The organism is Streptomyces sp. NPDC111507 (genome assembly GCF_055638955.1).
In genome coordinates, this window is record NZ_JBVKBU010000010.1 from 84,900 (window position 1) to 111,385 (window position 26,486).

Below are 26,486 nucleotides of genomic sequence, written 5' to 3' on the forward strand. Positions count from 1 at the left end.
CCCACTGATGACGACGATGAAGGTCGGGAAGAACTCGCCAGACGACCCTCGGAGATGTCCGTGCATGACGCTCCCGACACTTCCCCGAAGGACGTCCCGCCCTTGGGGGCGACGCCTCTGGTCCGCATCCGCGGGCTCGGCAAGCGGTTCGGCGGGACCCTCGCACTGGCCGGGGTCGACCTCGATGTCCACGCCGGCAGCATCCTCGCCCTTCTGGGGCCCAACGGTGCGGGAAAGTCCACGCTCATCAAGGTGCTCGCCGGCGTCCACCAGGCCGATGCGGGACAGATCACGGTGGACGGGCACCCACTCGGAAGTCATGGCGCGTCCCACAGCATGTCCTTCATCCACCAGGACCTCGGACTCGTGGAGTGGATGACGGTCTCCGAGAGCATCGCTCTGAGCATCGGGTATCCCCGACGCGGCGGCCTGATTTCCTGGCGGCGGACCCGGGAGCGCTGTGCCGACGCCCTGAACATCGTCGCCGGACATCTCGACCCCGACGCGCCGATCGCCCGGCTCTCCCCCGCCGAGCGCTCGCTGGTCGCCATCGCCCGTGCCCTGGCGGCACACGCGAAGCTCATCGTCCTGGACGAGCCCACCGCCCGACTCCCCGCCACGGACTGCGCCCGGCTCTTCCGCGTGCTCCACGCCCTGCGCGACCAGGGGCACGGCATTCTCTACGTCAGCCACCGGCTGGACGAGGTGTACAAGGTCGCCGACACCTTCGCCGTACTGCGCGACGGCCGCCTCGTCAGCCACGGCCCGCTGGCGGGCCGGGGCCCCGCCCGTCTGGTGCACGACATCGTCGGCGAGGAACAGGCCGGCTACCGGCCCGCCACGGTTCCGGCCGACGGCCCGGCCGTCCTGAGCCTCGACGGCGTACGGACCGCCGGCGCGGGACCCGTCAGCCTGGACCTCGGGCCCGGAGAAGTCCTGGGCCTGGTCGGACTCTCGGGCGCGGGGCACATGGACCTGGGCCGAGCCCTCGCCGGTTCCCGGGCCGTCCTCGACGGGCGCGTCCTGCTCGGCGGTCAGCCGTACAGCCCGCGCACGGTCGCCGACGCCGTCCGCCTCGGGGTGGGCTTCGTGAGCGGCGACAGGCAGCGGGAGGGCTGCGCCGCCGAGCTGACGGTACGCGAGAACCTCCTGGCCAACCCCGCCGCGGGCGGCCTGTCGGCGCTGAGCTGGATCAGCCCCCGCCGCGAACGTGCCGAGGCAGCCGACTTGATCGAACGGCTCTCAGTGCGGCCCCAAAACAGCGAGGCCCCCCTCGCCACCCTGTCCGGCGGAAACCAGCAGAAGGTCGTGATCGGCCGGTGGCTGCGGGTCGGCCTGCGCCTGCTGATCCTCGAGGAGCCGACCGCGAGCGTGGACATCGGCGCCAAGGCCGCGGTCTACCGCCTGCTCGACGACGGGCTGGCCGCCGGCCTCACGGTCCTGCTGATCTCCACCGACTTCGAGGAGGTCGCGGGCGTGTGCCGACGCGCCCTGGTCTTCGTCCGCGGGTCCGTGACGGCCGAGCTGAGCGGTCCGGACCTCACCGTCGCCGGGCTCACCCGGGCGGCGTCGGCCATGCCCTGCTCCGGAACCGCGACCCACCCATGACGGACTCCTTCCCACCCCGACCCCGGCCGCAGCGACCGAGGCCGCCGCGCCACCTCGGCCGACCGGGCGGGCCACGGCGACCGCGCGGACCGGGCGGGCACCTCATCGGCAGGTACGGGCTCCTGGCGCTCACCGCCTTGCTCTTCCTGGTCTTCTCCCTCGCCCTGCCGCGCACGTTCCCCACGCTGGGCACCGTCGACTCGATCCTGTCCACCCAGTCGATCCCGGCCGTCCTCGCGCTCGCCGCCATGGTCCCCATCGTGACGGGCAGCTTCGACCTCTCCCTCGGCTACGGCCTCGGCCTGGCGCACGTCATGGTGATGCAGCTCGTCGTCAACAACGGCTGGCCCTGGCCACTCGCCTGCCTCGCGGTGATCTTGGGTGGAGCGGTCGTGGGCGTCCTCAACGGTGTCATCGTCGAGTTCGGCCGGATCAGCTCCTTCATCGCCACGCTCGGGACCGGCAGCATGCTGTACGCCGTGACCGGCTGGGTCACCGACGGTGGCCGGATCGTCCCAGGCCCGCAGGGCCTCCCCCTCGCCTTCACCGACCTCTACGACTCGATGTTCCTCGGCCTTCCCGTCCCCGCCTTCTACGTGCTCGGTCTCGCCGTCGCGCTCTGGCTGGTGCTGGAACGGCTGCCGCTCGGCCGCTACCTGTACGTCATCGGTGCGAACCGGCGCGCCGCGGACCTCATCGGCATCCCGACGCGCAGGTACTCCGTCTACGCGTTCACCGCGTCGGGACTGATCGTCGGCCTCGCCGGCGTCCTGCTCGCGGCCCAGCAGCAGATCGGCAACCCCAGCGTCGGCCTCGACTACCTGCTGCCCGCCTTCGCCGCCGCCCTCCTCGGCTCCACCGCGATCAGACCCGGCCGCCCCAACGCCATGGGCACCGTCGTCGCCGTCGCCGTCCTGGCCGTCGGCCTCACGGGCATCGGTCAGATGGGCGCGGGCTTCTGGACGATTCCGCTGTTCTACGGCGGCACCCTGCTCGTGGCTGTCGGTCTGTCCGGCTACTCCGCCCGCCGCCTTCGCACCGGCGCGGCGGCGGCCCGCGACTCGCCCGGCGCGCCGCCGCCCCCACCCTCCTCCCCAACGCGGAACGGTGGTGCGGCGGGCACCGCTCCATGACCCGCGCCACGGGGACCACCTGTGTGTTCTCGGCCGCATCGTCCCGCCCCTTCCTCCGCGAGGAGCTCTCGTGCACGGCAACCGCAAGGCCACTCCCGCCGTCATGAGGGTGCGGTCCGTCGCCACCACAGTGGTCATCGCGGCCATGGCCCTCGCGGGCTGCGAACGCGGCTCGTCGCACGGCCCAGGAGACTCCCCCACGGGCCCTGGTGGCTGCCCCGCGATCCAGGACCGTGCCGAGACCGCCGTCAGGCAGGCGGAAAAGACCGACATCCCCTGGAGCGGGCCGACCAGCGGCCCCACGGCAGTCCCCGGCAAGACCCTCGTCTACGTCGCCCAGAGCATGACCAATCCCGGCGTCGCGGGCGCCGCGAACGGGGTGCGGGACGCCGCACGGGTCATCGGCTGGAACGTCAGGGTGATCGACGGCGGGGGCACACCCGTAGGCGTCCAGGCGGCGATGAGCGCGGCCTTGGCGCTCAGACCCTCGGGCATCGTCATCGGCGGCTTCGACCCCAACTCGACGTCACGGCAGGTCTCCCAGGCCGACAAGGCAGGCATCCCGCTCATCGGCTGGCACGCGGTCGCCGCCCCCGGACCCAGCCGAAGGCCCCGGCTCTTCACCAACGTCACCACCCGGGTCGAGGACGTGGCCGGAATCAGCGCCCAGTGGATCATCGCGCACTCCGACGGCCACGCCGGGGTCGTGCTCATCACCGATGCCTCGATCCCCTTCGCCAGGAACAAGTCCGAGCTGATCAGGAGAGACCTCTCCACCTGCTCGGGCGTGCGGCTCCTGTCGTACGAGAACATCCCGATCTCGGACGCGAGCAGCCGCATCCCCCGGGAGATCTCCTCTCTCCTCTCCCGCTTCGGGAGTACGTGGACCCACTCCGTCGCCATCAACGATCTGTACTTCGCCGACGCCGCCCCGGCCTTCCGTGCCGCCGGCAAGAACGGCGCCGGCCCGCCCTTCAACATCGGCGCGGGTGACGGCGACCCCTCCGCCTTCCAGCGCATCAACAGCGAGCAGTACCAGGCCGCCACCGTCCCCGAGCCGCTGTCCCTGCAGGGCTGGCAGATCGTCGACGAGTTCAACCGCGCCTTCTCCGGCCGGCCCGCCGGCGGATATGTGCCCCCCGTCCACATCACCACGGCCGACAACAGCCACGGGGCCACGACCTGGGATCCGTCGGGCTATCGGGAGGCGTACCGGAAGATCTGGGGCAAGTAGCCCCGCGTCCGCGTCACGGGGAACGTACCGCGCGGGCGATCAGCAGAGCGACGTCGTCGCGGTCGCGCGGATGTCGAAGCCCCTCGATAAGGCGGTCGCACGTCTCCTCCAACGGGCAGTCGGCCACCTCCAGGGCGTGGACCAGGACGGCGAGGCGTTCGTCGATGGAGTCATGGCGGGTCTCGACCAGACCGTCCGTGTACAGGACCAGCTTGTCGCCCAGGCCGAATTCGACGGCGGTCGCTTCGAACGGGACACCGCCGACTCCGAGCGGGATACCCGCGGGCAGGTCGAGCAGCCGGGGGCGCTCGCCACTGCGCACCAGGACAGGAGGAAGGTGGCCGGCGTTGGCGATGAGGCACTCGCCGCGGTGCGGATCGTAGGCCGCGTAGAGGCAGGTGGCGATGTACTGCTCCAGCCCGGATGTGATCGAGTCGAGCTGCTCGAGGACCCGGGCCGGCTCCAGGTCGAGGCTGGCGAAGGCGGCCGTGGCGGTGCGAAGGCGCCCCATGGCCGCGGCGGCGTCGATGCCGCTGCCCATGACGTCGCCCACGACGAGGGCCGTCTTGTCGCCGCCGAGCGGGAGGACGTCGTACCAGTCGCCGCCGATCTCGTAGGCAGCCTGTGCCGGGACATAGCGGGAAGAGACCTGGAGGCCGGGAAGGCGGGACGGGTGGTCGGGGAGCAGACTGCGCTGGAGGGTCTCGGCGGCGGTGCGCACGCTTTGGTGCGTGCGGGCGTTGTCGATGCACACCGCGGCGCGGAATGCGAGCTCCGTGGCGATGGCGAGGTCGTCCTCGTCGAAGGGCCGCGAATCCCGGGCGCGGGAAAGCCCCAGGAAGCCGAGGACGGCACCCCGTGCGGTCAACGGGATGGCCATATAGGAGTGCACCCCGGCCCGGGCCAGCAACGTGGCGGCGCGGTCGTCGCGGGCGATGCGGCTCAGGTCGTTCCCGTCGGCGTGTGCGATCAGGATTGGCCGGCCGGTGCGCACACATCGGGTGGCCACGCGATCGGCCTCGTAGGTGGTGAGGTGGCCCGGCGGATCGGCGGCCAGGACGGCATCGGTGGGGTAGGCGGCCTTCACGGCGAGGGCGCGGAACACCGCGGGGCCGTTGTCGGAGGCGGAGCGGTGCTCGTCGAGGACGGAGTCGAGCACGTCGACGGCGACCATGTCGGCGAAATCGGGAACGGTCACCTCGGCCAGCTCCCGGGCTGTCTCCTCGACGTCCAGAGTGGTGCCGATACGAGCGGAGCCATCCGCGATCAGGGCCAGGCGCCGCCGGGTCTCGGTGGCCTCCATGGCCGACCGGTACCGCTCACTGACGTCCACCACGAGTTCGGCCACCCCGAGAACACGCCCCTGGGTGTCCTCCAGCCGGTACACCGAGATCGACCACGCGTGCCGTTGTTCCGGGTCGGCCGGGGTGAAGCCGACGACGGTGGACTCGTCGACCAGGGGGACTCCGCTCTCGAGGACCCTCCTCATCGCGACCTCGATCACCTCGAACTTGTCGGGACTCATGATCTCGCGGTAGGAGCGGCCGAGGTGCTCTTTCGCCGGGAGGCCGTGCATCCGCTCCAGCGCCGGGTTGACGGCCAGGTATCTGAGGTCGGTGTCGAGGATCGCCAGCCCGAAGGGCGACTGGGAGATCAACCGGGTGGACAGGGCGACATCCCGCTCCACCTCGCGAAGCGTGGGTGAGTCGGTGCCGAGCCCAAGGGCGTAGAAGTCGCCGTGGTCGTCCAGAAGCCGGGTGTTGCGCAGCTCCACCAGCCGGGTGCTCCCGTCCTTGCAGCGGATGGGAAACGTGCCGCCCCAGCCCTGGCCGGTCTCCATGACCTCGGCGAACTTCTTGATCACCCAGTCCCAGTCCTCTTCACGGACGAGCAGCACCGCGGCGTACTGCCCGAGCGCCTCCTCCGCGGTGTACCCGTACAGCTCCTCCGCCTGGGGACTCCACAGGACGATCCGTCCTTCCGCGTCCAGCAGTATCGCCGCGACGCCGAGGAGGTCCATCAGCCCGCTCGGCTGCGCCGGCTCGCTGTCCCGGCGGGGGCGAGCCCAGTCGATGCCCGACTGACGCCATTCGGCTTCGCTCATCACAGGCACTCCTTCCGCGGTCGGCGGCACGCGAGGCCATCCGCCGGCCTGGAGCACGGCCTGCCCGTCTCCACAGGCGCGTCGCCTTCCATGGTCCCCCACGACCCCCGGACTACACACCCCGACGGCACGACACGGCCCGCCAGGGATGATCGGGACAGCGGGTCGGCACCTGCTTCAGGCTGCCAGGTCGGACATGTCGAGGACGAAGCGGTAGCGCACGTCGTTGCGGCCGAGGCGTTCGAGGGCCTGGTTCACGCGCGCCGAGGGGAGGATCTCGATGTCGGCGGTGATGCCGTGCTCGGCGCAGAAAACGAGCATGGCGGTGGTCGCGGGCCTCCCACCGCTGCCTGCGGAGCTGAGCTTCTTGCGTCCCACGAGGAGGTCGATGGTCTCCACGGTGACGGGTCCGAGGTGCCCGAGGTGGCTGAGCGTCCCGTCCATGGCGACCAGGCGCAGGTAGGGGCCCAGGTCGTGCGGGGCGGAGACGGTGTCGATGACGGCGTCGAACCTGTCACGGGCGTCGGCCATCCGTTCCTGGTCCGTCGAGACGATGAGAGCGTGGGCGCCGAGACGACGAGCGTCGTCGGCCTTGTCGGGTGAGCGGCTGATGACCGAGGTGTCGGCCCCGAGCGCCACGGCGATCTTGACCGCGAGATGGCCCAGGCCACCCAGTCCCGCCACGGCGACGCGACTGTGCGGCCCCACGCCCAAGGTGTGCAGCGGTTTCCAGACGGTGATCCCGGCGCAGAGCAGAGGAGCGGCAGCGGCCGGATCCAGACCGGCGGGAAGAGGGTGGTCGATCCGTCGTGACGGTCGACGCCGCCGTAGGTCAGGGTCGGGAAGGCGTGGCAGAAGTTCTCCTGGCCGGCCCGGCACATCGCGCACTCCCCGCAGGAATCGACGATGTTGCCGACCGCGACAGGGTCACCGACGGAGAAGCGGGTGACGGCGGGCCCGGTTCCGGCCACCACGCCCGTGAACTCGTGTCCCGGTACCAGGGGGCGGCCACCTGCGCCGTCGTGGCTGCGGACGGCGTGCAGATCGGTGTGGCAGACACCGCAGTAGTCCACTCGGATCGCGAGGTCGTCCGGGCGCAGGTCGCGCCGCTTCAGCGACGTCCGTCGCAGCGTCGCCGTCGGCCCGTCCGCCTGCCAGCCGGTTGTTGTGCGCATCGCGCGCATCCTCGATGTGGCGACCCAGGAGTTCGCCGAGCACGGGATCGCCGGCGCACGCATCGAGCGGATCGTGGCCGCCGCGCGCACGAACAAGGCACAGCTCTATGCCTACTTCGGCAACAAGGAGGGGCTCTTCGACGCCATCTTCTTCGGCTCGCTGGAGCGGATCGTGAATGTCGTCCCGATCGACGCCACCGACCTCGCGGACTGGGCCGTACGGCTCTACGACGAGTACCTCCGCCGTCCCGACCTGATCCGGCTGGCCACCTGGGCTCGCCTGGAGCGCCGCCCGACCGGGCACCTGGTGGACGACCCCGACCGCCTCGACGACCGCAAGTTGCGGGCCATCGCCGAAGCCCAGGCCGCCGGATCGGAGCGCCAGGGAGACCCGTTCGACGTGATGGCGATGGTCATCGCGATGTCCATGGCCTGGTCACCGGCCAGCAACGTCTACGCGGCAACCGCCCAGGAGCCCCCCGAAGTTCACGAGCAGCGTCGCTCCCTGCTCCGCGAGAGCGTCCACCGCGCCGTGGCAGCCGACCGCAAGGAGGGCTAAGCGCTCCGCTGGAAGTGCCGGGATGTGCCGTCGATCGTCTGCGGCGCCCTCGTGGCTGGTCGCGCAGTTCCCCGCGCCCCTTCAGGGCGCTGCCGAACCGCAGCGGACTTCACCCGACCCGCTGAGAACACCGGCGCGGCCATGCGACCGCAGCCCGTCGACAACTGCTCGGCCAGGAACGGCAGCAGCACCACATCGGCCGCCTGTCCAGCTTCTTCTGATACCGGAAGTTCGAGGGACCGGTCGGGAACCCCTCGCGCTCGCCCGCGCGTTGGGCACTGCGCAGGTACATCGCGCGAGAGCCCTACGGGTGCCAGGGGATACGACATGACGGAGATCATTGTCATCGGAGGCGGTATCGCCGGTACGGCGACGGCCCTGGCCCTGCACAAGGCAGGGTTCGACGTCACCGTGTACGAGGCGCACCCCGAGTCGGCCGAGGACATCGGTGCCTTCCTCACCCTCGCGAGCAACGGCATGCGTGCCCTCGCCCAGATCGACGCCTCCGCCGCGGTCACCGAGGTCGGCTTCCCGCTTCATGCCATGAGCGTGCTCGACGCAGCGGGCACCGACGTGGCACAGGTGCCGCTGGGAGAGGCCCACGACCCGCTTCTCGCTTACCGCTGCCTCCGCCGTGGCGAGTTCAACGCCGCCTTGCAGGCGGAGACGGCACGCCGGGGCATCGGCCTCCGGCGCGGCACCCGGCTCACCTCCGTCGAGAACGGTCGGGACGGCGTCACCGCCCGTTTCGCCGACGGCTCCACCGCGACCGGTGACCTGCTGATCGGCGCCGACGGGCTGAACTCGACCGTCCGGGAGTCGATCGCCCCTCGGACGCGGCCCTGCTTCGCGGGTGAGAGCGTCTTCTACGGCTATGCCGGTGAGGCGCCCCTGGTCGCGGAGACCGGGCGTATCACCATGGTGAGGGGTGGCGCGGCCGCCTTCGGCTGTGCGGTCTCGCCCGGCGGAGAGACGTACTGGTTCGCGCGTGTGGCCGGTGAGCCGCTGTCCACCGACGACATCGCGCACGGCACGCCCGGCCACTGGCGTGAGCTGCTCCTGCCGTTGCTGCGCGGGGACGCCACCCCCGCCGCGGACGTGGTCGCGGCCACCACCGACCGCATCATGGTCACCAACGCGACCGAGATCCCGACCGGCACACCCTGGCGCCACGGACGGACCCTGATCATTGGCGACGCCGCCCACGCGGCCTCCCCCGCGACCGGGCAAGGAGCGTCGATGGCGCTCGAGGACGCCGTCGTCCTCGCGAAGGCACTGCGGGACGCGCCCGACACCGAGTCCGCGCTCATCCTTTACGAGGCCCTCCGCCGCCCGCGCGTGGAGCACAACATCACGACCAGCGGCAAGATCTCCCGCGGCTTCCACACACCGTCACGCACCGGTCGAGGAGCGCCCGCTCCCCGCCCCGGAGACAGCGACCTCCTCCAGCACCTGGAGTGGGACACCGACCTCTCGACCGTGACCGAGGGCAGCAGTTCGGGCGCAGCAGCAGGTGATGGCGGTAGGGACTCCGGTTGACGGACTGCAAGGACCCTCGCGAACAAGAGTCCTCGCAGGCAGAGGTTGCGGGCAAGGGCCGTTGCGGCAACAGCCCTTGTCCGGATCCGCTCGGATCACGCACGTGGCGTCAGGCGCTCAATGCCGCCGAGACCACGCCCTTCGCCTCCTCCTGCACCTGGCGCAGGTGATCGGCTCCGAGGAACGACTCGGCGTAGATCTTGTAGACGTCCTCGGTGCCCGACGGACGGGCCGCGAACCAGGCGTTGGCGGTGGTCACCTTGATGCCGCCGATGGGCGCGTCGTTGCCCGGAGCATGGGTGAGCACCGCGGTGACCGCTTCCCCGGCGAGGGTGTCCGTGCTGACCTGTGCGGGCGAGAGCTTCGCGAGGAGGGCCTTCTCCTCGCGGGAGGCCGGGGCGTCGATGCGCTCGTACGCGGGGGCGCCGAAGCGTGCGGTCAGCGCGGTGTAGTGCTCCGAGGGGGTCTTCCCTGTCACCGCCGTGATCTCGGAGGCGAGGAGGGCCATGATGATGCCGTCCTTGTCGGTGGTCCACACCGAACCGTCGCGGCGCAGGAAGGACGCGCCGGCCGACTCCTCCCCGCCGAAGCCGAGCGAGCCGCCGACGAGCCCGTCCACGAACCACTTGAATCCCACGGGCACTTCGACGAGTTGACGGCCCAGGTCGGCGGCGACCCGGTCGATCATGCCGGACGACACCAGCGTCTTGCCGATCCCCGTGTCCGCGGGCCACTGGTCCCGGTGGGAGTACAGGTAGGAGATGGCGGCGCTGAGGTAGTGGTTGGGGTTCATGAGCCCGGCGTCCGGTGTGACGATCCCGTGGCGGTCGGCGTCGGCGTCGTTGCCCGTGGCGATCCGGAAACGGTCGCGCTGCTCGATGAGCGAGGCCATGGCGTAGGGCGACGAACAGTCCATCCGAATCTTGCCGTCCCAGTCCAGCGTCATGAATCGCCAGGTCGGGTCGGTGAGGGGGTTGACCACCGTCAGGTCGAGCGCGTGCTGTTCGGCGATGCGTCCCCAGTAGGCGACGGATGCCCCGCCCAGGGGGTCCGCGCCGATGTGCACGCCGGCCGTGCGGATCGCGTCCAGGTCCAGCACGTGCGGCAGGTCGGCCACGTAGGTGCCGAGGAAGTCGTAGCGGCCGGTGCCGGGGGCGGCCAGCGCCCTCGTACAGGGGATGCGCCGTACGCCCTTGAGCCCGCCCTCGATGAGTTCGTTGGCCCGGTCCTGGATCCAGGATGTCGCCTCGGAGCCGGCGGGTCCGCCGTTCGGCGGGTTGTACTTGAAGCCGCCGTCTGCGGGCGGGTTGTGGGAGGGGGTGACGACGACCCCGTCCGCGAGACCCGAGGACCGTCCGCGGTTGTGGGTCAGAATGGCGTGCGAGACCGCCGGAGTGGGCGTGTAGCCGTCCGCACTGTCAAGGAGCACCGACACTCCGTTGGCCGCGAACACCTCCAGCGCGGTGACCTTCGCGGGCTCCGACAGGGCGTGGGTGTCGGCGCCCAGGAAGAGGGGACCGTCGATGCCCTGGCCCTCGCGGTACTCGCAGATGGCCTGGCTCGTCGCGGCGATGTGGTCCTCGTTGAACGCGGTCGCCAGTGACGACCCGCGATGTCCGGACGTACCGAAGGCCACGCGCTGGCCGGGTTCCGCCGGGTCGGGGTGCAGCGCGAAATACGCCGTGACCAGCCGGGCTACGTCGACGAGGTCCTCGGGACCGGCCGGAGTGCCCGCTCGTTCGTGCTGCATGTACCCGCACCTCCACCTCGGTTTTTCATCGCTTGCGGTCCCATGTTTCCTCACCGGGCGGCACGGCCGCACGGTGCCACGGCGAGGACTGGACACGCGCCGAGCCAGAGGGTCTCGCGGGTGCCGTCCCGGAGATCCTCGGTCAACGGGCTGGTGTCCCCAATTGCCCACTGCCTAGGATGTATTGTCTGTCAAGCCAAGCCACTAGAAGCAGCTTGGAGCTGGGGGAACGATGCAGGCTGGAAAGCAGTTGTCCACGAAGATCGACGCCACCGTACCCACGGCCGCTCGCATGTACGACCACTACCTGGGCGGCAAGGACAACTACGCAGCCGATCGGGCAGCCTGCGCCGAGCTGGACAAGGTCGTACCCAGCACGCGCGCCTTGGCGCTGAACAACCGGCGCTTCCTGCAGCGGGTCGTCGGGACGCTCGCAGCCGAGTACGGCATCCGGCAGTTCCTCGACCACGGGTCAGGCCTGCCCACCCAGGAGAACGTCCACCAGGTCGCGCAACGCGTCGACCCCTCGTCGCGCGTGGTGTACGTCGACAACGATCCGATGGTGCTGGTGCACGGACGGGCGCTGTTGGACCAGAATGACCGCACCACGGTCATCCACGCCGATCTGCGTGACACGGAGAAGATCTTCTCCCACCCGGACACCCAGCGTCTGCTCGACTTCTCGCAGCCGGTGGCCGTGCTGTTCAACTCGGTCTTCCACTGCATTCCGGACGGGGAGACCGACGGTCCGCTCGCCGTGGCCCACCGGGTGGCCGCACGGCTCGTGCCCGGCAGCTTCATGGTGATGTGCCAGCTGGTCAGCGAGGACGAGAAGGTCCGGGAGTTCGTCACCGACTTCATGAATCAGGCGACCCAGGGGCATTGGGGCAGGGTCCGCCAGGAGAAGGACGTGGCGGAGTGGTTCGAGGATCTCGACGCCCTGGAGCCCGGTCTGGTGGAGGTGTCCACCTGGCGGCCCGACAGCGAGGTCGCACCCCGTCAGCTCACCCAGGAATGGGTCGAGTTCGGCGGCGTAGGCCGAATCCGGTAAGGCCGGAAGACCACGGGACTGCTCTCGTCGGCTCCACCGGGATACGGCCGGTGGAGCCGGAGGCAGTCACGAGGCCGGATAGCGCCCCGCGTTCGTGTCCCGCAACAGCGTCAGGGAATCGCGCGGGGTGAGTGCTTCGTCTCCCAGACGGTCCAGGGCCAGTCGGTACTCTTCGGTCTCGTCCCGGTCCTCCAGGAAGTTCGCGCTCCTGATGTGCTCCAGGTAGACGATGTCCGGTAGATCGAGGCCGCCGAAGCGCAGGTAGGTGATGGGGATGGCGGGCGCGGAGGCGTGCGTCACGTCCAGGGGCACGATCTGCAACGTCACCTGGGGACGCTGGGCCATTTCCACGAGGTACTCGAGCTGCTCGCGCATCACCTCACGGCTGCCGAGTACGCGCAACAGGACCGACTCATCGATGATCGCCCACAGTTGAGGGCCGTCCTCACGGTGCAGCAGTTCCCGTCGGCGCATGCGCAGTTCGACACGGCGCTGCACCTCACCCGCCGGTGCCGTGGGCAGGCCGCGCTCCACGACCGCCCTGGTGTAGGCCGGAGTCTGCAGCAGACCGGGAACGTACTGGATCTCGAAGGTGCGGATGGCGGCAGCGGCCTCCTGAAGCCCTACCAGCCGATCGAACCACTCGGGCATCAGCCGCTTGTCGTAGCGCTGCCACCATCCCGGCTCACCGGCACGCCGCAGCAACTGGAGCAGAACCGACGACTCGTGGTCATCGGTTTTGTAGAGCTCCAACAGCGCGCGGACGTCGCCTTCCGTGGGCGGCCGACGACCCTTGCCGGCTTCGATGCGCGACAGCTTCGCCGGACTGAACCCGATGGAGCGAGCAGCCTGTTCCTGCGCGAGGCCGGCGTCTTCGCGGATGCCCGCGAGCTGGACACCGACCAGCATCTTCAGCAAGGTCGGAGCGGGCTCGGTCCGCGTCAGATACGGTTCGAGACGGGAGACACGAGGTGACTCGGCGGACATCCTGACTCCCTGTAGAACGGCAGACGACGGAGTCCATCCTCGCATCCCGCGGCCTTCCGTCGCACGCGTCGGCAGAAGTGGAATCGCGCGACTCCGCTTCACACCAGATGGTCGAACTCCCCGTCCTTCGCCCCGGCCAGGAAAGCGGCCACTTCAGCCGCTGTGTAGATGAGGGCCGGCCCGTCGGGGTCGCGCGAGTTGCGCAGCGCCACGCCCCCCTCGGCCAGGGTCGCCACCTCGACGCAGTTGCCCTCGGCGTTGCTGTGCCGACTCTTCACCCAGCGAACACCCAGTGAACTGGCCCGCATTCCGTTTCGCACTGACGGCACCGCACTCTCCTTGTTCACGTTCCACCACGGTGTACAGGTCGGCCGCCCACTGGAGCGGACCGAACCCGTGCGGCCTGCCCCAGTCACCCACTCGTGCAATTTCCCGTGAAATTGCACGCAGGGCGCTGACAGGATGGATAATAGCTCGGGAGTCAACCGCACCGTTGTCGCACCGCACCTGACGTCGCATCAGGGAGATGTCGTGTCCTTACCTGCACGCGAAGCACCGAGCCTTGCAAGCGGCAGGGCTGCGCCATCGTCGGGTCGAGCCGCTCCGACCGGCTCACTCATGGAAGAAGCGCGCTTCTCCGTCGCGGGGCAAGAACGGCCCGGGGGGAGCGATCCCGTGTGCAACTCACCCAGATTCGCCAGCCTGCGCATCACCGACACCCGCCAGGGGCTCGCCGAGGCGCGCGCCTTCACCCGCCGCACCCTTGGCCACTGGGAGTTGGACCACCGCAGTGACGACGCCGTCCTCATCGTCAACGAACTGGCCACGAACGCGGTAGTTCACGCGGCACCGCACTCCGCCGGCGGGCAGAACGGCGTGCGACTGAATCTGACGCTTCGACGCACCCATCTCGTGTGCGCCGTCACCGATCAGTTCGAGAGCCCGCCCGTCTACCCGGGCACGGACGCCCCGCTGGAAGTCCACGGCCGCGGCCTGCGCATCGTCGAAGAGCTGTCCGAGCACTGGGGCTGGACTCGCTCGCGTGCAGGCAAGACCGTCTGGGCGATGCTGCCCACTCCTCCGTCCCGGCCGACATCGCCGCCCTGGCAGGGTCCGACATGACGGCCGCCGCATCGGCAGAGCCGCCCGGCGCACGGCATCACGCGACGCCTCTCGTGGGAGCGGACATGGAGACAACCCTGAAGAACCTGAGAGACGTCCCGTGGCGCGAGCTCCAGGATTCCACCGGGTCCGCCACGGGCATCCCCTTCCTGCTCGCGGCCATCACCACGGGTGACGAAGCCACCGCCGTCGCCGCGCTCGCGCGTCTACGGCAACGCATCTGCCAGTACGGCTTCGTCGTGGACCAGGCCACCGCCGCCACGGTCCCCTTCCTGTGGGAACTCGCCCAGCTCCCTCAAGTGCCCTGCCGTGTGCAGGTCCTTCAGCTGCTGAAAAGCATCGCCGACGCCCGGCAGTGGGAGAGTACGGCCGTCGCCTACCCCAAGCTGCTCAATCGCCGTGAGAACTACGTGGGCTGGGAACGCGAGGCACGCCGAGCCGTGCGCGCCCACCGCGAGACGATCCAGCGCCTGCTCGACGAACCGGACAAGGAACTCGTGCAAGCCGCGCGGGACCTGGCCTCCGCGCTGGGCGACTGACCCAGCGTCGGTCCTTCCGCGTTAGCCCCTACGAATGATTCACGGCGCCACAGGGTGAAAAGGGAGAGCGTGTGCCGCGCCAACGACAGTCGGCCGCTCGCGACCGTTAGCGTTGCGTCTCGTGCCGCTGAGCTATGCCTTTGTGAATCTGAAACCCGGAGTGGGAAAGACGACCAGTGCAGTGTGGTTGGCCCACGCCCTGCACGAGTCGGGCCTCTCCCCCCTGCTGGTGGACAGTGACCCCGCCTCCTCCGCCTTGCGCTGGAGCGAATTGGCAGGAGGCTTCCCGTTTCCTGTGATCGCCTTTCCGGTGGGTGACGTGCACCGGCGAGTGAACGACTTTCTCGGCAGCCGACAGGCCGTGGTGTTCGACGCCCCGCAGCTGGAGGACCATGCCCACATCGCCCGGAGCATCATGAGATACGCGAGCGAGTGGATCGTGCCGCTGACCCCGGCCCCCATCGAGCTGGATCGCATGGCACCCATCGGCAGCGAGATGAGCGACGTGCAGTCGCTGCGGGCGCAGCCGGCCCGTGCCGCTGTCCTGCTGAACCGCACCAATCGTCCCGATGCCACGCGCACCGGCCCCGATGCCGACGCTCGCGAAGCCCTCACCGAGCGGGGCTTCGACGTGCTGGCCACCCACATTCCCCGACTCGACCTGTACGCCCAGTCGTTCGGCAGCCCGGTCGAGGCCAAGGGCTCGGCGTACATGGACCTCGCAGACGAACTCATCAAGCGTCAGGACAAGGCGTGAACCAGCGCAAGGACACCTACCGAGCGGCATTGAAGCGCGAACCGGACGTCGCCGCACCCCGTCCCGCCAAGGTCACTCACCTGCACACCCGATACATCCGGGTGACCATCGAGCTCGACCCCGACCTGCAGCGCGAACTGACCCGATGGGTCGAGCCTCCCCTGTCCGCGCTCCTGCGGGTCGGCGCCGCCGTACTGCACCCCCTGAGAAGCACCCCGTAGGCCGGGACGGGGACGCGCGGGCGCAGTTTCTTCGCGTCGCACCGTCGACAGGACCAGGTCTCGCGACCTGCGGGTTAGTGTCGTCGACATGACCGAAAACATCCTGCGCTCCGTCACCGTCGAGCGGACCGGCACCGGCCACTTCACCGCGACGAACCCTCGCGGCGGCACGATCAGCTTCGGCACCAGCTCCGATCCCCACGGCGGCACCGACTTCACCCCGGTCGAGCTGTTGCTCGCCGCGATCGGGGGCTGCACCGCGGCCGACGTCGATGTCGCCACCGCCCGCCACGCGGAGCCCACCGGGTTCACCGTCTCCGTCACGGGCGACAAGATCAATGACGAGTTCGGAAACCGGATGACCGACCTCGTGGTCACCTTCTCCGTCACCTTCCCGGACGGCGAACTCGGCGACCGCGCCCGCGCGATCCTCCCCCGGGCGGTCAAGACCTCCCACGACCGGCTCTGCACGGTCAGCCGCACGGTAGAGATCGGCACGCCCATCACGGCGACGGTCGCGGACGCCTGACCTCGGAGGCTTTCTTGATCGCCTCGCGGATCCGGGAGTACGTGCCGCAGCGGCAGACGTTCTCGATACGGTCGATGTCGTCGTCGGTGGGCCGGGACGTCTTTTTGAGCAGGGCCGCGGCGGCCATGATCTGGCCCGGCTGGCAGAAGCCGCACTGAGCGACATCGCAGTCGAGCCACGCCTGTTGTACGGGGTGCAGGGTGTCACCGTCGGCCAGGCCCTCGATAGTGGTGACCCCGCGGTCCACGCAGTCGGCGACCGGGACGACGCAGGGCTGGATCTCCGCCCCGTCCAGGTGGCTGGTGCAGGCACGGCAAACGCCCACGCCACAGCCGTACTTGGGCCCGGTGACGTGCAGCAGGTCGCGCAGTACCCACAGGAGCGGCATGTCGGCGGGGGCCTCGACGGTCACCGGCTTTCCGTTGAGAACGAAGGAATAGGAGGGCATCAGCACCTTCTCGGACAGCGATCAGAAGTTGATCGGGAAGCGGCGGGGCTTGGTACGGGTCGCACGGGCGTAGGCGTTCGCCACGGCACCGGCCGCCGCCGGCACGCCGAGTTCGCCGGCCCCGCCGGGCTCGCGCCGTGACGGCATGATGTGCGCCTCGAAGCGCAACGGGGAATGCTGCTGGCGGGCGTAGCGGAAGTCGGCGAAGCTGCCCTCGCGCACCGCACCCCGGTCGATGTGCAGTCCGGCCCGCAGCACGGTGGAGATGCCGTCGACGGCGGTGCCCATGAGCTGGGCCTGGAGTCCACGCGGGTTGACGGCCGTTCCGACATCGGCCGCCATCACCACCTTGGTCACCCGGGGGTTCTTCGGGTCGGTGGCGTCGATCTCGACCAGGCAGGCCACGCAGGAACCGTATTCCTCGTGGACGGCCACACCCTGCGCCTGGCCGGACGGCAGGGGCCGACCCCAGTTTCCGGCCGCAGCGACCTTGTCGAGTACGGCTTTGACGGCCTTGTTCCTGAGCGTGCCGCGCCGGAAGGCCACCGGGTCCTTGCCCAGCGCGGCGGCGACCTCGTCGACGACGATCTCCTCCGCGGTGCGCATGGTCCCGGAGTCCACCGACCGCCAGGCTCCGAGCGGCATCGCCAGCTCGACCGAGCCCGAACTCTCCGAAACGCGACCGAAGTTGTAGAGGCCGCTGTCGCTGGGCAGCGGGCCCGCGGCCACCGTGGTCGCATCGCCCCGAACGGCCAAGCCGCCCTGCGCGGCCAGGCCCTGCCGCTCGTACGACTCGCTCACCGAGGCCATCGCATGGCTGAAGGCCACCACCCTGCCCCGCGCATGGCTGGCCCGGATCCGGTGATGCGAGGCCCCGCGCATCCGGCCGTGCCGGATGTCGTCCCCGCGGCTCCACATCAGCTTGACCGGTCGCCGGGCCGCCTTCGAGATCAGGGCGGCCTCGATCGCGGCATCGTAGTTCAGCCGCCGTCCGAAGGAGCCGCCGCCACGCACGACATGGACGCGGACCTTCGACTTCGGCAGTCCGATCGCCGAGGCGATGCTCTCGCGCGCGTCCATCGGTGTCTGGGAGGAGAACCAGATCTCGGCCCGGTCGGCGCGCACGTCCGCCACCGCGGTCAGCACTTCCATCGGGGCATGGCTGACGAAGGCGAACTCGAACTCGCCCTCGACCTGGGCCGATCCGCGCGGCGGCGCCCCGACCGAGGGAACGGCGGCCCGTAACCGGGACCGGATGCCGACGTCGGACAACGACGCCAGTGGCCCCGGCCTCCAGGTGATGCGCAAGGCGTCGCGGGCTTTGAAAGCGTGGTGGAAGGACTCCGCCACCACGGCGACACCGCCGGCGACCTTGACCACCGCGTGGACGCCGGGCATCGAGCGGGCCGCGCGGTCGTCGACCGAGACGAGTCGCCCACCGAGTGTCGGCGGCCGGGCCACCACGGTCGGCTTCGCCCCGGCCACGTCCAGGTCCCCGGCGTACTTCGCCTTGCCCGTGACGATGTCCCGCGCGTCGATCCGGCCCGTCGGCCGTCCGATCACCTTGTGCTCGGACGCGGGCTTGGGCTTGTCCGACACGTCGGGCCGGTGGATCCGGGCGGCGGCCGCCGTCAGCGATCCGAAGGTGGCCGTACGGCCGTCGGGGGCGACCACCATCGTGTCCCGCGTGCGCAGGCTTCGGGCGGGCAGGTGCCAGCGCCGGGCGGCCGCGGTCACCAGCCGGGCCCGGGCGGTGGCGGCGAGCGCGCGGGCGGGACCGTACAGGGAACGGACGGAACTCGAGCCGCCGGTGTACTGGTTCCCCTTGGTGCGGGCCTCGGCGAGCGGGATGTCGACGTCGACGAGCCGGGCGTCGAGTTCCTCGGCGATCATCATGGCGACCGCGGTCGTGATGCCCTGCCCGACCTCGACGCGCGGCAGTCGCACGACCACCTTGTTGGCCGCGGTGACCTCCAGGACCAGCATCTCCTCGTCCGAGCCGGTCACCAGGACACGGGAGGGCCCGTGCGCCTCCGCCGCGGTGGGCTCGACACCCTCCGCCGACGACGTGTCGCAGCCGATGGGCGCCGCGAGGGTCAGTGTGGACGCCGCGAGCGAGTAGACCATGAACTTCCGGCGGGACAACTGACGGGCCAACAGGTGCTCCTCTCCGAGTACCCGGGTGGGTTCCCCTGGTATGAGGGGACAGCGCTCTTCGAGGTTGCGTGGGCGGCCGTCGCGGTCACCGGGGCCGGTCGGCGACCCTGTCGTCGAGCGCCGTGGCCGTCTCGTGCAGGAGGTCGAGTACGGCCCTCAGGTCGGGGTGTTTGCCGGTGCCCGCGCGGCTGACCGTGAAGACGGTCCGGGACACGGGACGGACCAGGGGGTGGAGGCTGAGGGGCGCGGTGTGGTCCGGCAGAGCCATGCGGGGCACCAGGACGGCACCGGCGTCGGCGGCGGCCAGAGCCGTCAGCACGGAGAAGTCACTGCTGGCGGCCCGGATGTCCGGGACGAAGCCGGCCGCGCCGCAGGCACGCTGGATCATCTCGTAGCAGGAAGTCTCCGGGCCGGGGGTCAGCCACGGCAGATGCGCCAGACGGGACAGGTCCGCGGGCTGTCCGGCGGTGAGGCCCTCCCGACCGGCCCGGTCGGGGTGCAGGGCGAGGAGTACTGGCTCTTCCATCAGGACTGTCTGCTCCCACGCCGCGGGGACACTGCGCGGCAGCACGGTGTAGCTGTGCACCAGGGCGAGGTCGGTCGAGCGTTTGTGGAGTTCGTCGAGGGCTTCGTCGGGCTCCTGGACGGACAGCCGTAGCGAGAGATCCCGATCGCCACCGGTGCCGTTGTCGGGAGCGGGATCGGTGCCGGTGCCGTTGAGACGTTCGAACAAGGGCGGAACGAGGGTGCGGGCGGCGGAGGCGAAGGCGCTGATCCGTACCGTGCCGTGGCGGCCGCCTTTCATCGCGGCCAGGCCGGACTCGGCTGCCGCGAGCTCTGCCAGGATGACCTCGGTGTGGGCCACCAGCAGTTCCCCGGCGGCGGTCAGACGCAGCGTGCGGCCGTGTTTCTCGACGACGGGCGTGCCGGCCTCTTTCTGCAGGGCGGCGAGGTGCTGGGAGACGGCCGGTGCGGTCAGGTGCAGCGCGTCCGCCGTGGCCGCGACGGTTCCGTAGGCGGCCAGGTGCTGGAGGATGCGCAGGCGGCGTACGTCAAGCACAAGTGGCTCCCTGCGGCTCGGACGCGTCCACGGCGGGGACGGTGGTGGGGTGGGGGTTCCGCTTGTGCCGGCTGATCAGGACCACTCCCGCGACGCTGATCGCTCCACCGGCCAGCGCGACGGGGCGGGGCACCTCCGCCAGCCAGACGAAGGAGACGATCAGGGCCACCGGCGGCACCAGGTACAGGGCGGCGGTGGAGACGGCGAGCGGCAGCCGGGCAACGGCGTAGGCCCAGATGACGAAGCCGAGGGCGGAGGGCAGGAGGCCCAGGTAGGCGGCGGAAGCGAGTGCGGCGGCCGGGGCGTGGACGGTCGCGTGCCAGGTGGCGGGGATCAGGGGCAGTGCGAAGACCGTACCCGCGACCATCGCGTAGGTGGCGACCTCCAGACCGGTGTAGTGGCGCAGCAGGGGCTTGCTCGCGAAGTGGTAGACCCCTTGGACCACGGCCGCCGCCAGGATGACGAGGGCCGAGACGGAGAACCCACTGGTGCCCTGGGCCAGGCTGACGACGGCCGCGCCCGCGAGCGCGACGACGCTGCCGACGACGATGTCGCGGGTGAGCCGCTCTCCGAGGAACAGGCTTCCCAGCAGCACACTGAAGACGGGGGCGATCGCGATGAGCAGGCTCGCGGTCCCGGCCTCCACGTGCACTTCACCCCAGTTGAGCAGGACCTGGTACGCGGTCATGCCGGTGGCCCCGCACAGGGTGATCAGCGGCAGGTCGCCGCGTCGCGGCAGCCGTACCTTCGCCAAGGGCGCCACGGCCAGCAGCGCGACGGCGGCGATCAGGAGCCGCAGGAACGACAGCGCCGCCACTCCCAGGCCGTCGATGCCGACCCTGATGGCGGGAAAGGCCGACGCCCACAGCACAACGGTGCCGACCAGAGCGAGGAAGCGGGGAGAGGCGATGCGTGCGGACATGACTCCACCATCGCCGACCAGAATAAGAAGTTCCAGTTAGCTTTTGTTTCAGAAAGCTTCAGTTCTACTTACTGGTCGCCACCGGGCGGAACACGGCCGCGGGAGAACTTGGGGGCGCTCAGCCCAGGAGGGCCAGGAGCTGTTTGGCGTGGCCGGGCAGCTCCACTTCCGCGAGGCCGGTGATGAGGTCTCTCAGCGGCATGGGCTGATCGACCAGGACGATGTCCTTGGACAGGAGACGGGTCGGCACCGGTGTGTCGAGTTCGGCGTCGCTCAGCATCGGTCCGCCGAGTGCGCAGAGGGCGTCCCCTTGAAGGCGGATGCGGTCCCGAAGCCCCGTGTTGCCGCCGGCGACCGCGATGAGGCGTTCGATGGTCCAGGTGTCGAGCGCCATGCGGTTGTCGTACGTCGTGTTCGATCCCGCGGCGACACAGGAGACCGCGGCGAGGGTGGCGGCGTTGACGAGGGCGACATGCGCCAGGATCTGCTCGGCGTTCCATTCGCCGGGCGGCGGGGCGGGGCGCGTGTCGCCGGAGTCGGCCACGGCGGCAGCGGCGTCCAGCAGCGCGCCGTAGGCGTCCCGCAGCGGTGCGGTGTCCAACATGTCGACTTCTTTCTGCGGTCGTGCGTGGGTTTCTGCGGACGTGCGCGAGGGCGAGTACGGACAGGGTGGTGGCGGGTGCCGTCTCAGGCGTGCCCGGGAGACATCTCCCATGGCGCCTGCGGGAGGACATCGCCGGTCTCGAGCAGCGACTTGAGGTTCGCCAGCACGGCCGGCCATCCGCGCGAGATGCCGTTGAGCATCTCCTGGTTGGGGAGATTCTCGTGGGTCACGGTGAGGCGGACGATGTCCTCGTGCGGTTCGACGAGGAAGGTGACGACCGACGGTTCCCTCGGCGTTTCGGCGTCGGGGGTGTCCTCGAAGGTGATGACCAAGCACGTCGGAGGCTCGGTCTTGATCACTTGACCGACGACATCGACGGCACCTGAGCCGTCGACGCGCCGATGCTCCCAGGTCGAACCGGGTTGCCAGTCCGAGATGTTGGCGTGTCCCCAGTAGCGCGCTGTCAGGTCCGCGTCCGTCAGTGCTTGCCACACCTGCTCCGCGCTCGCACGGATGTAGGTGACATAGACGTAGGTCGGCACGGACGTGGGTCCGTCGGTCATGGCGTACTCCTCTGCCTGGTTCTTGATGGCACTGAGCGCTTGCAGACGGGGCTTGTCGAACCCCGATATCCAGCGCTCCTCCATCTCGTGGATCGGTGTCGGGTTGAGGTAGTGAAGCCGCTCCCGTCCCCGTCGCACGACGGTCACGAGGTTGGCCTGCCCAAGGATGTCGAGATGCTGTGTCGCCGACTGGCGCGTCATGTCCAACCGCTCGCACAGCTCGCTCAGCGTCTGGCCGTTCTGCTCGCGCAGACGGTCGAGCAGGAGTCGCCGGGTGGGGTCGGCCAGCGCTTTGAAGACCAGGTCCATCGCTCTACCTTCGAGGCTCACACCGACATTATGCAGGTACTTACCTGCATAATGTCAATGGCGGATCTTCGCCGGCCTTGATTCACCCGGGGGAACCATGAGCTCGGCGCGCCGTCGGACGTGATCGCCAATATCATCGGTCGTACGACAACTACCGCGTAGTCGGTCCATGGGTGACCCGGAGCCGGTGCTCGGGTTCCCGCCGGTGGGGGGCCCATCAGGGGCCACAGCCGAACCGGGCGGCCGTCATGGGAGATCGCCATGAGCACCCAGCAGAGAGAGCAGGACGGCGCAACGGACGTCGTCAAGGAGCCGACCATGACCATGAGGCTCGAGGTCGCCGTCATCCCGGTCACCGACGTCAGTCGCGCCCTGGACTTCTATCAAAGCCTCGGGTGGCGGCTCGACGCGGACTTCGAGGCCAGTCCGAGATTCCGGCTCGTACAGCTCACGCCACCAGGGTCGGAATGCTCGATTCACTTCGGCCGCGGGATCACGCCCGCGGCGCCGGGCTCCGCCCACAACTACCTTGTGGTCGCCGACTTGGAGCAGGCCTGTGCCGACCTGGTCAGCAGAGGCGTCGAGGTGAGCGAGATCTACCACAACGTCTACGACGCGGGCGTGCAGGATCAGGCGGACGGCCCCGATCCAGAGGGCCGCAGCTACGCCTCATTTGCCTCGTTCAGCGATCCGGACGGCAACGGGTGGGTGCTGCAAGAGGTCCAGGTGCGACTACCGGGGCGGTGACAAGCGACGTCATCGTACGGTGAGACGTAGGGACAGATTCGCTCTCACTCGGAGTCGTCGATGGCCGTTCGCCGTGTCGTGCCCCATGTCCAGTCGGAAGTCATGCGGGAGAGCCGGGAGTTCTACGGCCTGCTGGGCTTCGAGGAGGTCATGAACCACGGCTGGATCGTCACCCTCGCCTCGCCGTCCCACCCGGCGGCACAGGTCAGCCTGATGACCTGTGACAAGACAGCACCGGTCACGCCCGACATGAGCGTGGAAGTGGATGACGTGGACGCGGCTTACGAGGTCATGCGCGTGAGCGGCGCGGAGATCGTGCACCCCTTGCAGGACGAGGAGTGGGGAGTGCGCCGGTTCTTCGTTCGTGATCCCAATGGGCAGGTGGTCAACGTACTGGGCCACCGATAACCCGCTCCGGCAGCCGCGTCGGCTGCGTGCTCGTGGGCCTCGCGGAATCAGCCGGCCCCGTCATGGAGGGGCATGTCGCGCTTGAGCCTTCGGCACGCCAGCCGCCGGGGCCCGTCACGGTCACGTGCGTCGTTGAGGTGTCGGCGTCCTGTGTCTCGACGAGGCGGGCGTCGGCGGCTGTGCAGATCAGCTGGGCGAGTGCTGTCCCGGTCAGTGGCGCAGTCCGGTCCGGCAGTTCGATCGACAGCCGTCCGCCGTCCGTCCGGACCGTTGGGGCGCCCCTCATCGGCGGAAGCTCGGTGGTCATGCCCTCACGGCGTTCCTGGACTTCGGGGCCCCGGAACAGCATCGTCACGGCCGTCTCGATGCCGCCCGGGCCGAAGACATGGCGGCGGACGCCAAGCAGGGTGCCCTCACCGACGAAGTAGAGGACGTAGCCCGGCCGGATGCCGGTGGCGGGCTCTCCGACCTCGACGACGCCGGTCTCGGGGATCCCGCACGAGGAGAGCAGGAAAGCGGTCGTGAAGAGCAGCGCGGTCCGCGACGGCCGGCGCGTGCGGCTCATGAACCCTCCCGTTCCAGAGGCCGTCCAAGAGGCCTTTGGAACGGAGACTGTGCCGAAGGCCCTTCCGCAGGCTCTTCCAGAAGCTGATTCCTGGGCCCTTGCGGGGGTCGTGTCAGGGGGATCCCGACCGTGAACACGGCGCCGCCCTCCGCGCGGTTCGCCGCCCGGACCGTGCCACCGTGCAGATGGACGTTCTCGGCCGTGATCGAGAGCCCGAGTCCACTGCCCTCCGTTCTGGTCCGGGCGGTGTCCGACTTGTAGAAGCGGTCGAAGACGTGCGGCAGGACGTCGGCGGGGATGCCGGGCCCGCTGTCCCGCACCTCGATGACCGCCCACCCCGTGTCGTCCGCATCCGGCGACTCCTGTGCGTTCAGGAGCAGTTGTACGGGGCGTGCGCCGTGGCGGAGCGCGTTGCCGACCAGGTTCGCGACGATCACGTCGAGGCGGCGCGGGTCGACCCGGGCGCGCAGTTCGCCGGGCTCGGGGAGCAGGGTGTCCACCGAGTCCAGCCAGGCGCGGGCGGCGAGGGTACGGCGGAGGGACTCGGCGAGGTCGATGTCGTCCAGTTGCAGGGCCGCCGCGCCCGCGTCGAAGCGGGAGATCTCCATCAGGTCGTCCACCAGGCGGGCCAGCTTCACGGTTTCCTCGCTGATGAGCCGTACGGCCGTGGCGGTGTCCGGGGTCAGCCCGGCCGCGTCCTCGTCGAGGACGTCGGTGACCGCCGACATCGCGGCCAGCGGGGTGCGCAGCTCGTGCGACACATCCGCGACGAAACGGCGGGCTCGGGCTTCCATGCGGCGCAGTTCGGCCACGGACCCCTCCAACGCGGCCGCGGTCTCGTTGAAGGTGTGGGAAAGGTCGGCGAGTTCGTCGGAGCCGTTGATGGCGAGCCGGGTGTCCAGGTGCCCCTCGGCGATCCTGCGAGTGGCGCGGCGCAATTCCCGTACCGGACGCAGCACACCCCGGGCGGCCAGCAGGGCGAGCAGGACGGCCAGGCCCAGGGCGGGCAGGACGGCGCGACCGACGGCGGCGACCAGGGCGTCGACGTATCCCTGTTCACCGGTCTGCGGCACTGTCAGGAAGACCGCTACCCCGGAGGCCGGGTGTTCGCTGGGGGTTTCGAAGGTGACCGGCAGGCCGACAACGAGCGAGGAGCCGCCGTGCGTCGACACCCGCTGGAAGACGGCGGCCCGGCGGGAGCTCACGGCCGACCGCATGGCAGGTGTCAGCTCGGTGAACCTGTCCTGTGGGGTGGAAGTGGCCCGCAGTTCGCGGTAGGTGGCCAGTACGCGCCAGTTCTGCGCGGGTTCCGCGCGGGCCACCTCGGCGGCGATCCACTCCAGGTCGGGCCGGGTCGGGGGGTAACTGACTCCTGCCGCCAGGGCGTTGACGTGATACCGCAGGCGTTTGATCACGTTGTCCTGGCTCTGCTGAAGCACCCCGGTGCGGGCCTCCCGGAAGGTCAGGGCGCCTGTGGTCAGGGTGGCGACGGCGGCGACGAGCACGAACGCCACGAGCAGTCGGCCGCGCAGGCCACGCAGCGGTGGTTTCACCGGGACTGGAACCGATAGCCGAAACCGCGCACGGTCTGGATGTAGCGCGGTTGCCCCGCCGGCTCGCCCATCTTGGTGCGCAGCCGCTTGACGCAGGCGTCCACCAGCCGCGAGTCGCCGTGGTAGCTGTGCTCCCAGACCGCCTCCAGTAACTGCTGCCGGGAGAACACCTGGCCGGGCGAGGCCGAGAGCGTGAGCAGGAGCCGTAGTTCGGAAGGGGCGAGGGGGACCGGCACACCCTGCCGGGTGACGGCCAACCCGGAGCGGTCGATGGCCAGTTCGCCGTTCTCCCCGTGGGCCTCGATCTTCGGTATGCCACCGTCGGTGGGCGCTCCGCCGACCCGGCGCAGGACGGCACGTATACGGGCCTCCAGGACGCGTGCCTGCACCGGCTTCACGACGTAGTCGTCCGCTCCGGCTTCGAGACCGACCACGATGTCCGTGTCGTCGCCCCGGGCGGTCGCCATGATGATCGGCACCTGGTCCTCGGTACGGATCCGGCGGCACACCTCGAGACCGCTCAGGCCGGGCAGCATGAGATCGAGCACGACGACGTCCGGCCGGAAGGACCGCAGTCGGGCCAGCCCGTCCTCGCCGGTCCCCACGGCGGCGACGTCGTGTCCTTGGCGGTTCAGCGCGAGCAGGACGCCCTCCCGTACGGCGCGGTCGTCTTCGATGAGCAGGACACGTGGCATGCACTCAGTATCCGTACGGATCAAGGGACTTGACGCGGAGACCGCGTCCGCCCAGGGAACTGTTACGGGACGATCACATAGCCCCACCCACGATCGGGCGTTGCGGTCTCGTTATCTTCCGATCCAGGTCCCATCACATCGTGTGCG

26 protein-coding genes and 1 pseudogene are annotated in these 26,486 nt (G+C 69.9%); 13 read left to right on the plus strand and 14 right to left on the minus strand.

Translation table 11 applies throughout. The features are described 5' to 3' along the window. Positions 1-60 precede the first annotated feature (60 nt). From ACZ7M2_RS33430 to ACZ7M2_RS33440, 3 genes are all read left to right on the plus strand, one after another. A complete protein-coding gene (locus tag ACZ7M2_RS33430; RefSeq protein ID WP_471598475.1) occupies positions 61-1,608 on the plus strand; it encodes a sugar ABC transporter ATP-binding protein in 1,548 nt (515 codons plus the stop codon). Continuing rightward, positions 1,605-2,741 (plus strand): ABC transporter permease, encoded by a 1,137-nt coding sequence (locus ACZ7M2_RS33435; protein WP_471598476.1) that lies wholly within the window; start codon positions 1,605-1,607, stop codon positions 2,739-2,741. The genes ACZ7M2_RS33430 and ACZ7M2_RS33435 overlap by 4 nt, the downstream gene beginning before the upstream one ends. Positions 2,742-2,811: 70 nt before the next feature. After that, on the plus strand, positions 2,812-3,975 hold the full coding sequence (locus tag ACZ7M2_RS33440) for a substrate-binding domain-containing protein (protein ID WP_471598477.1): 1,164 nt from the start codon (positions 2,812-2,814) through the stop codon (positions 3,973-3,975). Between the two features lie 13 nt (positions 3,976-3,988). Here the strand turns inward: ACZ7M2_RS33440 and ACZ7M2_RS33445 are convergent, their stop codons facing one another. Then, a complete protein-coding gene (locus tag ACZ7M2_RS33445; protein WP_471598478.1) occupies positions 3,989-6,079 on the minus strand; it encodes a SpoIIE family protein phosphatase in 2,091 nt (696 codons plus the stop codon). Positions 6,080-6,256: 177 nt separating this feature from the next. Then, positions 6,257-7,254: pseudogene (locus tag ACZ7M2_RS33450) on the minus strand (NAD(P)-dependent alcohol dehydrogenase). Between ACZ7M2_RS33450 and ACZ7M2_RS33455 the strand changes: the two are divergent. After that, positions 7,247-7,813, plus strand: a complete 567-nt coding sequence (locus ACZ7M2_RS33455) for a TetR/AcrR family transcriptional regulator (RefSeq protein ID WP_471598479.1) — start codon at positions 7,247-7,249, stop codon at positions 7,811-7,813. The pseudogene ACZ7M2_RS33450 and the gene ACZ7M2_RS33455 sit on opposite strands and share 8 nt — an antisense overlap. Before the next feature lie 327 nt (positions 7,814-8,140). Continuing rightward, positions 8,141-9,352, plus strand: coding sequence for an FAD-dependent oxidoreductase (locus tag ACZ7M2_RS33460; protein WP_471598480.1), 1,212 nt, complete (start codon positions 8,141-8,143; stop codon positions 9,350-9,352). A 109-nt stretch (positions 9,353-9,461) separates the two neighbouring features. On the opposite strand, the gene pgm is transcribed toward ACZ7M2_RS33460, so the two are convergent. After that, entirely contained in the window at positions 9,462-11,102 is a 1,641-nt protein-coding gene (pgm, locus tag ACZ7M2_RS33465) for a phosphoglucomutase (alpha-D-glucose-1,6-bisphosphate-dependent) (protein ID WP_471598481.1), read from the minus strand. A gap of 232 nt (positions 11,103-11,334) precedes the next feature. Between pgm and ACZ7M2_RS33470 the strand changes: the two genes are divergently transcribed. After that, the gene (locus ACZ7M2_RS33470; protein WP_471598482.1) at positions 11,335-12,153 is read left to right on the plus strand and encodes an SAM-dependent methyltransferase; all 819 of its coding nucleotides are present in this window, start codon (positions 11,335-11,337) and stop codon (positions 12,151-12,153) included. Between the two features lie 66 nt (positions 12,154-12,219). Here ACZ7M2_RS33470 and ACZ7M2_RS33475 read toward each other — a convergent pair whose 3' ends face one another. Both ACZ7M2_RS33475 and ACZ7M2_RS33480 read right to left on the minus strand, forming a co-directional pair. Next, complete coding sequence (locus tag ACZ7M2_RS33475) at positions 12,220-13,140, minus strand: helix-turn-helix domain-containing protein (RefSeq protein WP_471598483.1); 921 nt, start codon at positions 13,138-13,140, stop codon at positions 12,220-12,222. Between the two features lie 98 nt (positions 13,141-13,238). Next, entirely contained in the window at positions 13,239-13,469 is a 231-nt protein-coding gene (locus tag ACZ7M2_RS33480; protein ID WP_352048863.1) for a DUF397 domain-containing protein, read from the minus strand. A gap of 346 nt (positions 13,470-13,815) precedes the next feature. Between ACZ7M2_RS33480 and ACZ7M2_RS33485 the strand changes: the two genes are divergently transcribed. The 5 genes from ACZ7M2_RS33485 to ACZ7M2_RS33505 all read left to right on the plus strand — a co-directional run bounded on the left by ACZ7M2_RS33485 (position 13,816) and on the right by ACZ7M2_RS33505 (position 16,308). Further along, on the plus strand, positions 13,816-14,262 hold the full coding sequence (locus ACZ7M2_RS33485; protein WP_471598484.1) for an ATP-binding protein: 447 nt from the start codon (positions 13,816-13,818) through the stop codon (positions 14,260-14,262). Continuing rightward, on the plus strand, positions 14,259-14,801 hold the full coding sequence (locus tag ACZ7M2_RS33490) for a hypothetical protein (RefSeq protein WP_471598485.1): 543 nt from the start codon (positions 14,259-14,261) through the stop codon (positions 14,799-14,801). Before ACZ7M2_RS33485 ends, ACZ7M2_RS33490 begins: the two co-directional genes overlap by 4 nt. 121 nt (positions 14,802-14,922) lie before the next feature. Beyond that, a complete protein-coding gene (locus ACZ7M2_RS33495) occupies positions 14,923-15,558 on the plus strand; it encodes a ParA family protein (RefSeq protein ID WP_352048860.1) in 636 nt (211 codons plus the stop codon). After that, positions 15,555-15,779, plus strand: coding sequence for a hypothetical protein (locus ACZ7M2_RS33500; RefSeq protein ID WP_471598486.1), 225 nt, complete (start codon positions 15,555-15,557; stop codon positions 15,777-15,779). Before ACZ7M2_RS33495 ends, ACZ7M2_RS33500 begins: the two co-directional genes overlap by 4 nt. An 88-nt stretch (positions 15,780-15,867) precedes the next feature. Then, positions 15,868-16,308 carry an OsmC family protein gene (locus tag ACZ7M2_RS33505; RefSeq protein WP_471598487.1) on the plus strand — a complete coding sequence of 147 codons (441 nt, stop codon included), beginning with the start codon at positions 15,868-15,870 and terminating at the stop codon, positions 16,306-16,308. On the opposite strand, the gene ACZ7M2_RS33510 is transcribed toward ACZ7M2_RS33505, so the two are convergent. The 6 genes from ACZ7M2_RS33510 to ACZ7M2_RS33535 all read right to left on the minus strand — a co-directional run bounded on the left by ACZ7M2_RS33510 (position 16,283) and on the right by ACZ7M2_RS33535 (position 22,371). Beyond that, positions 16,283-16,756, minus strand: coding sequence for a (2Fe-2S)-binding protein (locus ACZ7M2_RS33510; RefSeq protein ID WP_471598488.1), 474 nt, complete (start codon positions 16,754-16,756; stop codon positions 16,283-16,285). The two genes, ACZ7M2_RS33505 and ACZ7M2_RS33510, sit on opposite strands and share 26 nt — an antisense overlap. A 21-nt stretch (positions 16,757-16,777) precedes the next feature. Beyond that, on the minus strand, positions 16,778-18,883 hold the full coding sequence (locus tag ACZ7M2_RS33515) for a xanthine dehydrogenase family protein molybdopterin-binding subunit (RefSeq protein WP_471598646.1): 2,106 nt from the start codon (positions 18,881-18,883) through the stop codon (positions 16,778-16,780). Between the two features lie 115 nt (positions 18,884-18,998). Then, positions 18,999-19,973: a LysR family transcriptional regulator gene (locus tag ACZ7M2_RS33520; protein ID WP_471598489.1), complete on the minus strand. Its 975-nt coding sequence runs from the start codon at positions 19,971-19,973 to the stop codon at positions 18,999-19,001. Further along, complete coding sequence (locus ACZ7M2_RS33525; RefSeq protein WP_471598490.1) at positions 19,966-20,895, minus strand: DMT family transporter; 930 nt, start codon at positions 20,893-20,895, stop codon at positions 19,966-19,968. Before ACZ7M2_RS33525 ends, ACZ7M2_RS33520 begins: the two co-directional genes overlap by 8 nt. A gap of 118 nt (positions 20,896-21,013) precedes the next feature. Continuing rightward, positions 21,014-21,499, minus strand: a complete 486-nt coding sequence (locus tag ACZ7M2_RS33530) for a hypothetical protein (RefSeq protein WP_471598491.1) — start codon at positions 21,497-21,499, stop codon at positions 21,014-21,016. Between the two features lie 83 nt (positions 21,500-21,582). Beyond that, positions 21,583-22,371, minus strand: a complete 789-nt coding sequence (locus tag ACZ7M2_RS33535) for an ArsR/SmtB family transcription factor (protein ID WP_471598647.1) — start codon at positions 22,369-22,371, stop codon at positions 21,583-21,585. A gap of 261 nt (positions 22,372-22,632) precedes the next feature. On the opposite strand from ACZ7M2_RS33535, the gene ACZ7M2_RS33540 reads away from it, so the two are divergent. Next, positions 22,633-23,118, plus strand: coding sequence for a VOC family protein (locus tag ACZ7M2_RS33540; protein WP_471598492.1), 486 nt, complete (start codon positions 22,633-22,635; stop codon positions 23,116-23,118). 60 nt (positions 23,119-23,178) lie between these two features. Then, a complete protein-coding gene (locus ACZ7M2_RS33545; RefSeq protein WP_471598493.1) occupies positions 23,179-23,526 on the plus strand; it encodes a VOC family protein in 348 nt (115 codons plus the stop codon). Here ACZ7M2_RS33545 and ACZ7M2_RS33550 read toward each other — a convergent pair. Genes ACZ7M2_RS33550 through ACZ7M2_RS33560 form a run of 3 tightly spaced genes read right to left on the minus strand, consistent with a single transcriptional unit; the run spans position 23,504 to position 26,339 of the window. Next, on the minus strand, positions 23,504-24,091 hold the full coding sequence (locus ACZ7M2_RS33550; protein ID WP_471598494.1) for a hypothetical protein: 588 nt from the start codon (positions 24,089-24,091) through the stop codon (positions 23,504-23,506). The genes ACZ7M2_RS33545 and ACZ7M2_RS33550 overlap by 23 nt on opposite strands. Beyond that, on the minus strand, positions 24,088-25,644 hold the full coding sequence (locus ACZ7M2_RS33555) for a sensor histidine kinase (protein ID WP_471598495.1): 1,557 nt from the start codon (positions 25,642-25,644) through the stop codon (positions 24,088-24,090). The genes ACZ7M2_RS33550 and ACZ7M2_RS33555 overlap by 4 nt, the downstream gene beginning before the upstream one ends. Beyond that, on the minus strand, positions 25,641-26,339 hold the full coding sequence (locus ACZ7M2_RS33560) for a response regulator (RefSeq protein WP_471598496.1): 699 nt from the start codon (positions 26,337-26,339) through the stop codon (positions 25,641-25,643). Before ACZ7M2_RS33560 ends, ACZ7M2_RS33555 begins: the two co-directional genes overlap by 4 nt. Positions 26,340-26,486 lie beyond the last annotated feature (147 nt).

Excerpts from the sequence above, each read along its gene's own strand:
- ACZ7M2_RS33435 (WP_471598476.1), top strand. The coding sequence starts at position 1,605 with ATGACGGACTCCTTCCCACCCCGACCCCGGCCGCAGCGACCGAGGCCG.
- ACZ7M2_RS33445 (WP_471598478.1), bottom strand. The coding sequence starts at position 6,079 with ATGAGCGAAGCCGAATGGCGTCAGTCGGGCATCGACTGGGCTCGCCCC.
- ACZ7M2_RS33460 (WP_471598480.1), top strand. The coding sequence starts at position 8,141 with ATGACGGAGATCATTGTCATCGGAGGCGGTATCGCCGGTACGGCGACG.
- pgm (WP_471598481.1), bottom strand. The coding sequence starts at position 11,102 with ATGCAGCACGAACGAGCGGGCACTCCGGCCGGTCCCGAGGACCTCGTC.
- ACZ7M2_RS33470 (WP_471598482.1), top strand. The coding sequence starts at position 11,335 with ATGCAGGCTGGAAAGCAGTTGTCCACGAAGATCGACGCCACCGTACCC.
- ACZ7M2_RS33475 (WP_471598483.1), bottom strand. The coding sequence starts at position 13,140 with ATGTCCGCCGAGTCACCTCGTGTCTCCCGTCTCGAACCGTATCTGACG.
- ACZ7M2_RS33490 (WP_471598485.1), top strand. The coding sequence starts at position 14,259 with ATGACGGCCGCCGCATCGGCAGAGCCGCCCGGCGCACGGCATCACGCG.
- ACZ7M2_RS33505 (WP_471598487.1), top strand. The coding sequence starts at position 15,868 with ATGACCGAAAACATCCTGCGCTCCGTCACCGTCGAGCGGACCGGCACC.
- ACZ7M2_RS33510 (WP_471598488.1), bottom strand. The coding sequence starts at position 16,756 with ATGCCCTCCTATTCCTTCGTTCTCAACGGAAAGCCGGTGACCGTCGAG.
- ACZ7M2_RS33515 (WP_471598646.1), bottom strand. The coding sequence starts at position 18,883 with ATGGTCTACTCGCTCGCGGCGTCCACACTGACCCTCGCGGCGCCCATC.
- ACZ7M2_RS33525 (WP_471598490.1), bottom strand. The coding sequence starts at position 20,895 with ATGTCCGCACGCATCGCCTCTCCCCGCTTCCTCGCTCTGGTCGGCACC.
- ACZ7M2_RS33530 (WP_471598491.1), bottom strand. The coding sequence starts at position 21,499 with ATGTTGGACACCGCACCGCTGCGGGACGCCTACGGCGCGCTGCTGGAC.
- ACZ7M2_RS33535 (WP_471598647.1), bottom strand. The coding sequence starts at position 22,371 with ATGGACCTGGTCTTCAAAGCGCTGGCCGACCCCACCCGGCGACTCCTG.
- ACZ7M2_RS33540 (WP_471598492.1), top strand. The coding sequence starts at position 22,633 with ATGAGCACCCAGCAGAGAGAGCAGGACGGCGCAACGGACGTCGTCAAG.
- ACZ7M2_RS33545 (WP_471598493.1), top strand. The coding sequence starts at position 23,179 with ATGGCCGTTCGCCGTGTCGTGCCCCATGTCCAGTCGGAAGTCATGCGG.
- ACZ7M2_RS33550 (WP_471598494.1), bottom strand. The coding sequence starts at position 24,091 with ATGAGCCGCACGCGCCGGCCGTCGCGGACCGCGCTGCTCTTCACGACC.
- ACZ7M2_RS33560 (WP_471598496.1), bottom strand. The coding sequence starts at position 26,339 with ATGCCACGTGTCCTGCTCATCGAAGACGACCGCGCCGTACGGGAGGGC.